This is a genomic window from Methanospirillum hungatei, assembly GCF_019263745.1.
In the GTDB taxonomy this organism is placed as follows: Archaea; Halobacteriota; Methanomicrobia; order Methanomicrobiales; family Methanospirillaceae; genus Methanospirillum; species Methanospirillum purgamenti.
The window spans coordinates 2,367,554-2,379,841 of record NZ_CP077107.1 but is presented as its reverse complement, the minus strand read 5'-3'; the positions used below and the strand labels follow the sequence as shown (position 1 = coordinate 2,379,841).

Genomic DNA, 12,288 nt, shown 5'->3' with positions numbered 1-12,288 from the left:
GAGGGATTTTTCCTTTCAATATCGATCATGTTACCCATCACTTTCGTATAATAATCCCCGGCCCACTCTTCTTCATCTGTCGGCACGGGATATTTTTTTTCCTTCCTGAAATCTGGAGCATGCGTTCAAGAGCTCCACGTGCCGTATAAATTAGAGATTTTTCCAGAGTGACTTCTCCAGCACCGGATAGGAGTGAATCTTTTACAGTATCCAGGGTTGTCTGTTTCATGGGAGTGCATATCCCCCCGATAGCATAAAATCGCTTTTCAGGAATTTCACGCTTTAAACGTTCGATCATACCATTTTCAGTCCCGATGATAAAAGCCTCTGCAGGATGATCCTGGCAGTATGCAATCATCCCGCTCGTAGAACAGACTGCATCGGCGATATTAATTACTTCAGGTCTGCATTCTGGATGGGCAATAAATGGGGCTTTCCGATGAAATGCCCGCATATTATCTACCATTATCGGTGTAATCCGATCATGGACATAACAATTCCCTCTTCCGGGAATGATTAATTTATCTGAAAAACACTGGACATAGGAGGCCAGATTCTGATCTGGAAGAAAAATAACCTGATCAGATGCACATGAACGTACAATCTCAATGGCATTCGCTGATGTGCAGCAGATATCTGACAGAGCTTTCGTGGATGCGGAGGTGTTGACATACGACACAACGTCGGCATCCGGGTACTGCTCTTTCAAAGAAAATACATCAGATTCAGACACCATACTCGCCATGGGACAATAAGCCTCTTCTGCTGGAAGGTACACGCTGGCATCAGGAGAGAGAATTTTTGCAGTCTCTGCCATAAAATCAACACCACAAAAAATGATACATTCGGCCCGGGCATCACGGGCGGCAAGTGATAACTCAAGGGAATCTCCGATCTTATCCGCTATATCGTATATTTCAGGCCTTTGATAATTGTGGGCCAGAATTATTGCATCCTGTTCTTTTTTTAAAGCGGCTATTTCCTCTTTGAGCGATTGGATTTCAGACTCTGTAGGTCGAATATATGTCATTTTTCTATTTTCACAATTGTGAAATATGTTTGATGCCATATACCATAAATACTCGTGACCAGTATAGACCCTTATATAGGAATCCTAAAATAGTGCAAATAAGGACACATCGGGGGAAAATTATGAATATACAAACGATTCGGGAAGACATATCTCTCACTCAGGATCTCATCTATTTTGATAATGCATCTACCAGCCTGATGCCATCCTCTGTATTGGAGGTTATGGATGAATATGAGACTTCATCCAGATCAAATGTTGGAAGAGGGGTTCACCGTCTCTCCCAGGTGAGTTCACAACTCTATTGGGATGCACATGAGAGGGTAAAATCATTCATTGGTGGAACAGACGGGGTTTGTATTTTTGGAAAAAACTGCACCGAAGGGATTAACCAGGTCGCGTATGGCCTCCGACTGAATCCGGGGGATCATGTAATCACATCAGTCCTGGAGCATCATTCCAACATACTCCCATGGATGCAACTGAGAAAAAAGGGTATCAACGTGGACTTTGTCAGGCCTGATGCAGAGGGATATCTGCACCCCGAGTCTTTTTCAGAACTCATTCAAAAGGAGACCAGACTTATTACCTTCACCCACGTTTCAAATGTAACAGGAACCATCCAGCCGGTAAAAGAGATATGTTCCATCTCTCATGACCATGATATTAAAACCCTGCTAGACGGTGCACAGTCCGTACCTCATATTCCAGTTGACGTATCAGATATCGGGTGTGATTATCTTTCATTCTCCGGCCATAAGATGCTTGGGCCAACCGGAACCGGTGCCCTCTGGATGAAAGAGCCGGACCTGGAACCATTTATTCTGGGTGGCGGGAGCATCAAATCGGTAACGACCAGCGAATACACGTTGGAAGACGGTTATATGAAATATGAAGCAGGGACCCCTCACATAACCGGAGCAGTAGGCCTTCGGGAAGCCATACGAATTCTAAACCACGTTGGAATGAGGGAAATCCATGAACATGAATTATCCCTGACCCGTGATATGATATGCGGGCTCTTACAGATACCCGGAGTTACGATGTATGGACCAAAAGGGACAGACTCACGTCTTGGTGTTGTCTCTTTTACTATCGAGGGTCAGCATCCGCATGAATCCGCCCACCTGCTGGATGATCAATATGACATCATGGTTCGATCTGGTCATCATTGCTGTATACCACTGATGGAACATTTCGCTATCTCTGAAGGAACGGTCAGGGCAAGCTTGTATCTCTACAATACAAGAGAAGAAATTAATAAATTTGTAGAAGCGGTGACAGAAATCTCGGAGGGTATCTGAATATGTATGAAATACTTCCCTGTTATGGAGAAGAGGATGGCATTTACACAGCACGGACTCATGAAGTAATTATTGAAGAGCAGTATACCATCTGGGTCAATGGCAGGAAGATCCTGAACGCCATGACCAGTCCGACCAGGCTTGAGGAATTTGTCATGGGGTATCTGGTGACGGAGGGAATCATCTCTCATTGCCAGGAGATTGACTCACTGCAGATTGAAGGAAACCAGATCAGAGTACTTACTATTCACCGGGCACACATCCGCAGTGGAACAAAAACAGTCCTCTCAGGATGTGGGGGAGACAGTTCATACCTTGATCCTGCAAGGCTCCCGGACATCACTTCAGATTTTCACATATCCGGAGAAAGAATTCATGAGACAATAAAAGGAATTCTGGATTCAGACCTTCACCGATTGACAGGGGGTATCCATGTAGTCGGACTTGCCGGTATTGATGGAGTCCATACCGTTGCAGAAGATATTGGTAGACATAATGCTCTTGACCGGGTGATTGGCTATGCCCTGCAAAATGACATTGACTTATCTCACTGTTATGCAGTAATATCAGGGCGGATATCTTCAGAGATGGCACGAAAGTGCCTTGTTGCAAATATCCCGCTTATTGTCTCCAGGGGAGCGACAACAACCCTTGCTATACGTCTTGCTCAGGGTAAGGGGCTAACCATAATTGGATTTGTCCGGGGAAGAAAAATGAATATCTATTCGCATCCGGAACGGATATCCGGGATAGAAGTCAGTTTATAAAAAAAGGTTAGGAATTGAGTGCATTCCAGAAGGTCAGATCAAAGAGATCTTCCTCACTAACCTCACTCTTCAGGTAACCAAGTTCACTCTGTTTAGGCAATACTTGCCTGAATCATAGAATATTCGTGGATAATACCCCCTACTTATTGCATACCATGGACTTTCGAAGAAGATTCCCAGAGTGGACATCCTGAGGGAGAGACATGCCCGTTAATACATTGAAAGGATTTACCCAGAAAGGAGAAGATATGAAAATTCATTATCAGACATATGCACGATTTGTTGAGTTCTTTGGAAAAGAAGGCGACATTGAAGTTACACCAGGAACAACAGTCCAGGAATTTCTCGAACTCCTTACCGGGGAGGATGAAAAGAAACAATCCCTGCTCTTTGATGAGAACGGAGTAGTAAGAAGGTATGTTATTATACTCAAAAACAAAGATCGAATCCTGAACGAAGAGACTGATTCTACAGACCTTCAGGATGGGGATGAACTCATAATCTACCCACCTGTTTCCGGAGGCTAAATGATACATATCCAGAAAGAACCGATAGACACCTCACACTTGTTTGACCTTATCTCCCCAGAGACAGGAGCTTTGGTCCTTTTTGCCGGAACAGTCCGGGCAGATAGAATGGATCATCTCCTGTTTGAAACGGATATTGATGAGGCTGAAAAAGAACTTGGAATCATTGTGAGAGAGGCTGATTCCAAATGGGGCCCTATTCGTGCACAGGTGACTCACCGGTATGGAGAGATGCATATAGGCGAAGTAATTGTCCTCATTGCCGTCGCAGCAGGCCACCGGAATGAAGCATTTTTAGCCGCACGATATATCATCGACGAATTAAAAATTCGGGTACCAATCTGGAAAGCAGACGTCTTCAACGACAAGGTCGCATGGATACATGGAGAAAAAGAATAATCCTGATACCATTCAGAACTCAATAATTTATGCAAATAATGCTGCAACAACCTGGCAGAAACCACCATCAGTTTTAGCCGCGGTATCACAGGCAGCAGCCGGACCCTATCTTGAACAGGGAAGAACCACCTTACAGGATGTACCTGACTACCTGTTCGAAACACGAAGAAAACTTGCCAACTTTTTTAATACTAGAGATCCTGATGCATATGTATTTACCGCAAATGCCACCGATTCACTCAATCTCCTTTTACACGGATTTGCTGCACAGGAGAAAGAACCATTTCATGTCATTACCACATCATTTGAGCATAATTCGGTAATCCGCCCATTGTATAAATTGCAAAAGACGGGCAGGATCTCGGTGACGGTCATTCCTCCGAATGCAAACGGGGTAATCGATCCTGAAGATGTAAGTGAGGCTATTCGGGATGATACAAAACTTGGGATCATCTCTCATGCAGGAAATGTAACCGGAACAATTCAGAATATCAAAGAAATCTCCCGCATCATGGATGAAGCAGACACTTACTCCATTATTGACGGAGCGCAGAGTGCCGGGCAGATCCCAGTCGATCTCTCAAGGACATCTTGTGATGCATTTGTTTTTACCGGCCACAAGTATCTTTTTGGAGTTCCAGGAACAGGGGGGTTCTTTCTGAGAAGTCCTGACCTGATTTACCCGGTACGACAGGGGGGTACCGGGACAGATTCGTCCTCACCAGTTCAGCCGGAATCAATGCCTGAACGATTTGAAGCAGGGACACCAAACTTCCCTGGTATTGCAGGACTTGCAGCGGGCATTGCATTTGTTCAGGATATCGGGATAGAATCCATACAAAAGAAGTCTATGGGAATGATCTCTGACCTGATTCAGCAGCTGCTCGGCATCAAAGGAGTATCCTTACTCCATGAAAACCCACAGACCCCCCTTGTATCATTTCAGATATCCGGGCTCGATCCTGATGATATCGGGTACATCCTTGCGAAAGCATACCGGATCATCTCAAGAAGTGGTCTCCACTGTGCACCGTGGATTCACTCCCGCCTAACAGAGGGAAAAGGGGCTGTACGTATCAGTTTGTCATACATGAACACTCCTGAGGAGTGTGCTCAGATCGCTGATGCTATCAACGCAATATGCCAGTCAGTATAACATATCGGGCAAAAGTGGCAACATGCACTCAGGGAATTTTCAGATATACCTTTCATGTAGATCCGAAACCCGATTCAAATTTTATTCAGTTTCTGGTCAATACCAAAATGGCTACCACTTATACTATCGGTCCGTTAACCTTCTTCAGGGTTGATACATCCTCGTCATTATCCATCCAGGGAATGGTCCATGATCCGGATATCATCATATCAACCAGGTTTTCAGTAGAAGATGTAAAAGAATTTCTTTCCACCCTTTATTCGGAGTACGAGGATAATATCAATGAGTCAGGAATGGATGAGCCACCAGGAAGATGATGCCACCTATAATCACGGCATATGGATCTATGTCAAAATATGGTGAGGTATAAGGAATCCGCTTATACCCATACTTATATTGTTTTATCCATTACCGGACTGCATTCAGTGTTTTCAGCAGAGATCTTCCAGTCCCAGGGATCATGGATAACGGTTATCTCAACATCAGAGACCCAGGGGATAAGGCGGACCCGTGCTGAAACCTGGTCGATGAGATAGTCCTGAAGCGGGCATGCATCGCAGTTTATTGCCATTTCAATCTTTACCAGCGTCTCTGCTATGGTTATTGACCGGATCAGATCGACATCCACAATACTATGTCCGATCTCAGGATCAATCACCTGCCTTAAGGCATTCAGGACTTCAGACTCCCTGTCTCCGGAGATTTTAATATCCACTCCGCCTTTCAAAAGTGCATTCTCTCGTTCAAGTCTGAATATCCGATCTTCAAGCACCTGCTGCCGCTCAAGAAGCCTGCTGAGAACCCGAAGGGTCGGGTCAGGCATGGCAGAATCGCGAATGTTATCCTGTGAAGTGTATTTCTCAAGGCCGGCAATACGGCCAGGAACTCCGACAACAGTGGCTCCGGGAGGTACATCACGGACAACAACCGCTCCTGCACCAATCTTAGCATATTCCCCCACATGAATCGGCCCTAAGACGGAGGCACCAGAGCCAATGACCACTCCTTTGGCTATTGTGGGGTGACGTTTTACATTTTTCAGTGCAGTTCCACCAAGCACCACACCCATGTAAATGAGAACATCATCGCCAACTTCAGCCGTCTCCCCAATCACCACACCCATCCCGTGATCTATCACCACCCGTCTGCCAATAACTGCACCCGGATGAATCTCAATCCCGGTAAAAAAGCGGGCAATATGTGACAGAAACCGTCCTGTCAGAAACCGGTTATGAATCCAGGCCTTATGGGCAATACGGTGCAATACTAATGCATGTAATCCCGGGTAGCAGAGGAGAACCTCAACCATACTTTTTGCAGCCGGATCTTTTGATATAATCGCCTGAATGTCTTCACGTATATGAGATAATACCATCCTTGCGTTCCATCTGATGAATATTACTGTTGTTTTTAGATTATTTATTCATGGAGTAATAGGCAAACTTCGGATTTTGTTACGTGAAAATCATCAGAAATAAATTAATAAAGAAACGGATTGTGCACTCAATACACCACATGATGATATACATAAGACACAAAAAAATCAGGATCAATAATTTTGCCGGCATCATCAAACCTATCATACATAACACCAAAACTATCCAGGAATGAAACTTATACTCCCGGATAAATCAGTAATTGAATTATCAGTCCAGGGAAGATCAATCGAGACGATACTAAGCAATCAGGGCATCGATCCCTTGACGACATTGATTTCACGGGAGGACGAGATCATCCCGGAAGATACCATTCCGGATGATGAAGATGTTATAAGAGTCATTCGGATCGCCCATGGCGGATAACCAGATATTCTGTGAAAAGTGCGACAAGCCCGCAGTCTACCTTGACCGGGAGCAGGGGATTCATCTCTGCAGAAACCATCTGAAAGAATCTGTTGAGGATGAAGTTCGAAGGTATCTGAAAACAATCAGACTCCCGGAAACACTCGGGGTTGCATTTTCCGGAGGAAAAGACAGTACTGCCTTACTCAAAGTGCTGAGTGAAATCAGGAGTGAATTACCCTGCAGAATTATCGCACTTACGGTAGATGAAGGGATAGAAGGCTATCGCCAGGATACAATCAAGGCAGCGACAGAAACCTGTCTGATACTCGGGATACCTCACGAGATTATCAGATTCCAGGATCTGTATGGATATTCCCTGGATCATCTGGTATCAGGATCTGAGCGAAATGCCTGCACTATCTGTGGAATCCTCCGCCGCCGTGCACTCGAAGTACTTGCGCAGAAATGTTCGATCTCCATGATTGCAACCGGGCATAATCAGGATGATCATGCCCAGACTGCACTTATGAATGCCATATCTGGAGATGTGAAAAAGGTCTTCACCGGGTATGGATCTTCTTCGTGGTACGCTCAGCGAATCAAACCATTTGTCTGTGTAAGTGAGAAAGAAGTCACACTGTATGCTCTTCTGAACGGATTATTCAGAGATCTACCCGAATGTCCATATGCTGTCTCTTCACTAAGGGGAGAGGTCAGGACACTCCTGTACCAGTATGAAAAAAATCATCCTGGAGCAATGAGAAATGCTGCACAATGTGAAGAGAATATCAGAGCAAAATTAGGAGGGACTTATCAGCAGGAAGCATATAAAACGTGTTCAATCTGTGGGTGGCCTGGCTCTGGAATCATTTGCCAGGTATGCATGGTCCTGGGAAAGGATACACACCTTAACCCTATGACGAAGGAAAAATGAGTAGAATCAATTCAGATACACCTCATCTATAATCAGAACATACATATACTCACGATACAATGGCCAGTCAAAAAACCATATACATGGATCACAGCGCCACAACTGCAACAGATCCTGCAGTTGTAGAGGCCATGCTCCCCTGGTACTCGATCAATTATGGAAATCCCTCTTCCTTGTACCGCCTTGCCAGGGAATCCAGAACTGCAATTGAGGAAGCCCGGGAAAAAGTTGCAAAAGCCATCGGAGCAAAACAAGACGAAATATTCTTTACCTCCGGGGGGACCGAATCAGATAACTGGGCACTGAAAGGTGCTGCTTTAGCCCTTCGAAAGAAAGGAAACCATATCATCACTTCTGCTATTGAGCATCATGCAATAACACATACCTGTGATTATCTCAAGAAACAGGGTTTTGAGATCACCTATCTTCCAGTGGATGAATTTGGGCAGGTTCGAGTTGATGATCTCAAATCTGCAATTACCGATAAGACAATTCTTGTATCGGTGATGTTTGCAAATAATGAGATCGGGACGATTCAACCTATTCCCGAGATCGGCGCGGCATGTAGAGAAAGGGGGATTCTTTTCCACACTGATGCTGTGCAGGTTATTGGCAATCTCCCCGTAGATGTTGAATCTATGAACATTGATCTTTTATCATTATCTGCCCACAAATTTTACGGACCAAAAGGAATTGGAGCACTTTATATCAGGAAAGGAGTCCGTATCGATAATTACCTTCACGGAGGCGGCCAGGAACACAGGAAACGGGCGGGCACAGAAAATGTTCCTGGAATTGTAGGCCTCGGTGTTGCAATCGAAAAAGCGGTTTCGAACCTGGAAGTGAAGACTTTACAGATACGGACACTGCGGGATGCTTTACTCGATCGGATCTTACATGAGATACCAAATACCCGATTAAACGGGCATCGGACTATGCGACTCCCAGGGAATATAAATGTAAGCTTTGAATTTATCGAGGGTGAATCATTATTATTACTCCTTGACCATTCTGGAATCGCCGCATCGACCGGCAGTGCCTGTTCCTCAGGATCACTTGAGCCTTCCCATGTATTACTGGCGATTGGACTTCCAGCAGAAGTCGCCCACGGGTCCCTGCGACTCACCCTTGGATTGGAAAATACGAACGAGGATATCAGTTACGCATTTGACGAGATTAAAAAAGCGGTTGAACGGTTGAGAGCAATGTCACCGCTTTATGCTGATTACCTGAAAAAGAGGCCTTGCAATGTATAGCGAAAAAGTAATGGATCATTTCATGAACCCCCGGAACCAGGGGGAGATCACTGATGCTGATGGCGTCGGAGAGGTAGGAAATCCCACATGTGGAGATATTATGCGGATTTTTCTCACGGTGAAGGATAATATCATCACCGATGTAAAATTCCAGACATTCGGATGTGGAGCTGCTGTTGCATCAAGCAGTATGGCAACCGAACTCATCAAGGGGAAAACCCTTGAAGAAGCCTGGGACGTATCCAATAAAGCAGTTGCCGAAGCACTTGAGGGGCTCCCCCCGATCAAGATGCACTGCTCAGTTCTTGCAGAAGAAGGGATTCACAAAGCGATAAACGATTACCGGGTTAAGAACGGACTGGAGCCCTGGGAGGAGAAGGAAGGACACACCCACAGTCATGATGAACTGACCTGTGAAGAATAACCCGTATATCATTTTTTTAGCATTTCTGCATATTCGTACGCAGGAATTACCAGGATAATCTTATCATCCACCTCAATCCTTTCTGAATCGTTCATAGTAAGAATGTATTTGGTAACTCCAGGGTGTGAATCCATCGCATCAATTAACCCTCGAATTTCACGTTTAAAATAATGGATAATTCATGAGAAAATCATCAATTATACCTGACAATTTTGAATGAAATCGTCAATCATATTCAATGATTTTACACGTGAGCAAATAACGGAATCATGCTTCCATCAAGCCCAACAAATGAAAATGTGATTATTGTCATGATAAAATTACTCAGAACGGACATTCCCCCTGACCATCGAGAAGAATATACCGATAAAACACATGACAGAAAAGATAACAAACCCGATACTCATTGCACTCATGAGTTCATCTGAAACATCTGGGGTTATGTCTACTTTTCCAACCATCACGGCGATGATCATCATCGCGATTCCCATCGAGAGCATCTGGCCTAAAAGCCGCATCGTCCCCAACGTCCCGGATGCGATGCCATAATACCGCTTTTCCACCGAACTCATAATTGCGTTCGTATTTGGAGACGAAAAGAGAGCAAAACCAAACCCAAGAACCGCCAGGATTACCATAAGCTCAATCATGGAAGTTTCAGGAGAGAGAAAACTCAGGGAGACAAGCCCTGCAGCAATAATCCCCATACCCAGTGAAGATATTTTCGCAGGCTCAATCTTATCAGAAAGACTGCCTGCGTATGAAGAGAAGATCGCCTGAACTACGGGCTGGGTAACGAGAATGAACCCGGCCTCCTGCGGATCAAAACCTCTGATATATTGTAGGTACAGGCTGAGAAAGAACGTAATCGCAAAGGTTGAACCGTAATTTATAAGAGCCGCAACATTTGAGCAGGCAAATACCCGGTTTTTTCTGAACATGGACACCCTGATGAGCGGATACTGCTCCCGGTTTTCGAGCCAGATAAACAGTGTTAACAGGGTAATTCCCAGTCCAAGTGCTATGAATCCAGTGACATGGGGGAGCTCAGAAAAACCAATCATAACTGCGGTAAGGCTACTTCCATAGATGAGAGCTCCTCTCAGATCAAACCGCTCACCTGCTGCATCTGCCCACTCTCCTTTTAAATAGAACAGGATCAGGGCAATGATAAGGACGCCAATCGGGACATTTATGAGAAAGATGCTTCGCCACCCAAAATCATCAGTAAGAATGCCTCCGATAAAGGGACCTGCAGAGAGACCGAGGTACACTGAAGTAGTGTAGACACCAAGAGCCTGACCACGTCGTGCCGGGGAGGTCACGGATGTCAGAATTGCCACCGCAGTTCCGAAGATCATCGAAGCTCCGATGCCCTGAACAAGGCGAAAACTGATAAGCATAATGGATGAGGCCGAGAAGATCATCCCTATAGAGGCTAGAGTAAAGAGTGCTATCCCACCAATCAAGATCTTTTTTCTCCCGAAGATATCCCCTATTCTGCCGAAAGGAACAAGAAAGATCGCTGATGCCAGAAGATACGCACTGCTAACCCAGCTTAATTCAATAGCATCAAGAGAAAATTCACTGGCAATCGCAGGCAATGCAATATTTACTGCGGATAAATCAAATGGCGTTAAAAAACCACAAAATACTGCGATTATGAGAGTGCTCAGAGAAATGCCAGGTAACTTCATGAAGGAATGAAGATATTCCCCCATTCCCCATGAAGGTTGTGAATCAGATCACTGATTTCCTTTATACTGACCGAGTACGGGCACACCGGTCAACATCATCCGAAGTGACTGATGCCATATTGTCAAAGAGGCGATATTTAAAAGAGCCAGGACCTGCAGCCTCTGAAGCAGCCCGCTCTCCTGCAATCCCAAACGCAGCAATACCTGTGGCGGATGCAGAGAGATAATTCTGGGTGACTGCGACACAGGACCCAATAACCGATGCAGCCATGCATCCTGTCCCGGATATACGTCCCATAAGGGGGTGTCCGTTCTCACAAAGAAGAGTCCGGGAACCATCACTGATGATGTCAGTGGGACCACTCATGACAACCGTACAGCCAAGTCGCTCTGCAAGGACACAGGTGATATCTGTCGGATCGCCGGTTACCCCACCGGAGTCTACACCACGGACCTGTGCCTGTTTCCCAGCAAGGGTTCCTATCTCTCCGGCATTTCCCTTGAGAACTGAGATGGACAACTCCTGGATCATTCTATGAGCGGTTTTTGTCCGTAAGCTGGTTGCTCCGGCACCGACTGGATCAAGAATGATAGGGATGCCATGTTTTTCTGCGGCTTTCGCCGCTACAAACATCCGGTCAATCTGGAGGGGATCAAGGGTGCCGATGTTCAGAACGAGAGATCCTGCAAGTGCAACCATCTCCCCGACTTCTTCTTCTGCGTGTGCCATGACCGGTGAAGCGCCGATACAAAGGGTGATATTGGCACAGTCATTCACCGTGACATAGTTTGTCATATGGTGGACAAGGGGTGTTTTTTCCCGGATATCTGAAAGGATTGATCCTAAAATTGTCATAAATATTCAGTATTTCAGGATAAGTCAGCATTGTAGGATAAATTATTTTGTAATCCGATTGATGGGATCAGGAAACTCCTTACTTTGGACCTACAATCACCAATTCTCAATTCACATAACCGGCCATTTGACTCTTAATATTGAAAACGAAGAC

General features: G+C 45.2%; 15 protein-coding genes. 10 read left to right on the top strand and 5 right to left on the bottom strand.

Features of this window, described 5'->3' with window-relative positions:
* Positions 1-37: 37 nt before the first annotated feature.
* Positions 38-1,030 carry a quinolinate synthase NadA gene (gene nadA, locus KSK55_RS11570; RefSeq protein ID WP_218606980.1) on the bottom strand — a complete coding sequence of 331 codons (993 nt, stop codon included), beginning with the start codon at positions 1,028-1,030 and terminating at the stop codon, positions 38-40.
* Positions 1,031-1,152: 122 nt separating this feature from the next.
* Here nadA and KSK55_RS11565 point away from each other — a divergent pair, with 122 nt between their 5' ends.
* The 6 genes from KSK55_RS11565 to KSK55_RS11540 all read left to right on the top strand — a co-directional run bounded on the left by KSK55_RS11565 (position 1,153) and on the right by KSK55_RS11540 (position 5,500).
* Complete coding sequence (locus KSK55_RS11565) at positions 1,153-2,334, top strand: cysteine desulfurase (protein ID WP_218606979.1); 1,182 nt, start codon at positions 1,153-1,155, stop codon at positions 2,332-2,334.
* Positions 2,335-2,336: 2 nt separating this feature from the next.
* Positions 2,337-3,101 (top strand): formate dehydrogenase accessory sulfurtransferase FdhD, encoded by a 765-nt coding sequence (gene fdhD / locus KSK55_RS11560; protein ID WP_218606978.1) that lies wholly within the window; start codon positions 2,337-2,339, stop codon positions 3,099-3,101.
* A 203-nt stretch (positions 3,102-3,304) separates the two neighbouring features.
* Positions 3,305-3,628 (top strand): MoaD/ThiS family protein, encoded by a 324-nt coding sequence (locus KSK55_RS11555; protein WP_218606977.1) that lies wholly within the window; start codon positions 3,305-3,307, stop codon positions 3,626-3,628.
* Complete coding sequence (locus KSK55_RS11550) at positions 3,629-4,027, top strand: molybdenum cofactor biosynthesis protein MoaE (protein ID WP_218606976.1); 399 nt, start codon at positions 3,629-3,631, stop codon at positions 4,025-4,027.
* Positions 4,011-5,183 carry an aminotransferase class V-fold PLP-dependent enzyme gene (locus tag KSK55_RS11545; protein WP_218606975.1) on the top strand — a complete coding sequence of 391 codons (1,173 nt, stop codon included), beginning with the start codon at positions 4,011-4,013 and terminating at the stop codon, positions 5,181-5,183. The genes KSK55_RS11550 and KSK55_RS11545 overlap by 17 nt, the downstream gene beginning before the upstream one ends.
* A 14-nt stretch (positions 5,184-5,197) precedes the next feature.
* Positions 5,198-5,500: a hypothetical protein gene (locus tag KSK55_RS11540; RefSeq protein ID WP_218606974.1), complete on the top strand. Its 303-nt coding sequence runs from the start codon at positions 5,198-5,200 to the stop codon at positions 5,498-5,500.
* Between the two features lie 74 nt (positions 5,501-5,574).
* Here KSK55_RS11540 and cysE read toward each other — a convergent pair whose 3' ends face one another.
* Positions 5,575-6,558 carry a serine O-acetyltransferase gene (gene cysE, locus KSK55_RS11535; protein WP_218606973.1) on the bottom strand — a complete coding sequence of 328 codons (984 nt, stop codon included), beginning with the start codon at positions 6,556-6,558 and terminating at the stop codon, positions 5,575-5,577.
* Between the two features lie 232 nt (positions 6,559-6,790).
* Here cysE and KSK55_RS11530 point away from each other — a divergent pair, with 232 nt between their 5' ends.
* From KSK55_RS11530 to nifU, 4 genes are read left to right on the top strand one after another with little or no spacing between them, the layout of a single operon-like run.
* Positions 6,791-6,985, top strand: a complete 195-nt coding sequence (locus KSK55_RS11530; protein ID WP_218606972.1) for a ubiquitin family protein — start codon at positions 6,791-6,793, stop codon at positions 6,983-6,985.
* Positions 6,975-7,901: a TIGR00269 family protein gene (locus KSK55_RS11525; RefSeq protein ID WP_218606971.1), complete on the top strand. Its 927-nt coding sequence runs from the start codon at positions 6,975-6,977 to the stop codon at positions 7,899-7,901. The genes KSK55_RS11530 and KSK55_RS11525 overlap by 11 nt, the downstream gene beginning before the upstream one ends.
* 59 nt (positions 7,902-7,960) lie before the next feature.
* The gene (gene nifS, locus KSK55_RS11520) at positions 7,961-9,157 is read left to right on the top strand and encodes a cysteine desulfurase NifS (protein WP_218606970.1); all 1,197 of its coding nucleotides are present in this window, start codon (positions 7,961-7,963) and stop codon (positions 9,155-9,157) included.
* Complete coding sequence (gene nifU, locus KSK55_RS11515; protein WP_214419505.1) at positions 9,150-9,581, top strand: Fe-S cluster assembly scaffold protein NifU; 432 nt, start codon at positions 9,150-9,152, stop codon at positions 9,579-9,581. Before nifS ends, nifU begins: the two co-directional genes overlap by 8 nt.
* Before the next feature lie 8 nt (positions 9,582-9,589).
* Here the strand turns inward: nifU and KSK55_RS16505 are convergent, their stop codons facing one another.
* The 3 genes from KSK55_RS16505 to thiM all read right to left on the bottom strand — a co-directional run bounded on the left by KSK55_RS16505 (position 9,590) and on the right by thiM (position 12,134).
* Positions 9,590-9,715: a hypothetical protein gene (locus KSK55_RS16505; protein ID WP_256663996.1), complete on the bottom strand. Its 126-nt coding sequence runs from the start codon at positions 9,713-9,715 to the stop codon at positions 9,590-9,592.
* Between the two features lie 186 nt (positions 9,716-9,901).
* Positions 9,902-11,278 (bottom strand): MFS transporter, encoded by a 1,377-nt coding sequence (locus KSK55_RS11510; protein ID WP_256663995.1) that lies wholly within the window; start codon positions 11,276-11,278, stop codon positions 9,902-9,904.
* Between the two features lie 61 nt (positions 11,279-11,339).
* Positions 11,340-12,134 carry a hydroxyethylthiazole kinase gene (gene thiM, locus KSK55_RS11505; protein WP_218606968.1) on the bottom strand — a complete coding sequence of 265 codons (795 nt, stop codon included), beginning with the start codon at positions 12,132-12,134 and terminating at the stop codon, positions 11,340-11,342.
* Positions 12,135-12,288 lie beyond the last annotated feature (154 nt).

Excerpts from the sequence above, each read along its gene's own strand:
- nadA (WP_218606980.1), bottom strand. The coding sequence starts at position 1,030 with ATGACATATATTCGACCTACAGAGTCTGAAATCCAATCGCTCAAAGAG.
- KSK55_RS11565 (WP_218606979.1), top strand. The coding sequence starts at position 1,153 with ATGAATATACAAACGATTCGGGAAGACATATCTCTCACTCAGGATCTC.
- fdhD (WP_218606978.1), top strand. The coding sequence starts at position 2,337 with ATGTATGAAATACTTCCCTGTTATGGAGAAGAGGATGGCATTTACACA.
- KSK55_RS11555 (WP_218606977.1), top strand. The coding sequence starts at position 3,305 with ATGCCCGTTAATACATTGAAAGGATTTACCCAGAAAGGAGAAGATATG.
- KSK55_RS11550 (WP_218606976.1), top strand. The coding sequence starts at position 3,629 with ATGATACATATCCAGAAAGAACCGATAGACACCTCACACTTGTTTGAC.
- KSK55_RS11545 (WP_218606975.1), top strand. The coding sequence starts at position 4,011 with ATGGAGAAAAAGAATAATCCTGATACCATTCAGAACTCAATAATTTAT.
- cysE (WP_218606973.1), bottom strand. The coding sequence starts at position 6,558 with ATGGTATTATCTCATATACGTGAAGACATTCAGGCGATTATATCAAAA.
- KSK55_RS11530 (WP_218606972.1), top strand. The coding sequence starts at position 6,791 with ATGAAACTTATACTCCCGGATAAATCAGTAATTGAATTATCAGTCCAG.
- KSK55_RS11525 (WP_218606971.1), top strand. The coding sequence starts at position 6,975 with ATGGCGGATAACCAGATATTCTGTGAAAAGTGCGACAAGCCCGCAGTC.
- nifS (WP_218606970.1), top strand. The coding sequence starts at position 7,961 with ATGGCCAGTCAAAAAACCATATACATGGATCACAGCGCCACAACTGCA.
- nifU (WP_214419505.1), top strand. The coding sequence starts at position 9,150 with ATGTATAGCGAAAAAGTAATGGATCATTTCATGAACCCCCGGAACCAG.
- KSK55_RS16505 (WP_256663996.1), bottom strand. The coding sequence starts at position 9,715 with ATGGATTCACACCCTGGAGTTACCAAATACATTCTTACTATGAACGAT.
- KSK55_RS11510 (WP_256663995.1), bottom strand. The coding sequence starts at position 11,278 with ATGAAGTTACCTGGCATTTCTCTGAGCACTCTCATAATCGCAGTATTT.
- thiM (WP_218606968.1), bottom strand. The coding sequence starts at position 12,134 with ATGACAATTTTAGGATCAATCCTTTCAGATATCCGGGAAAAAACACCC.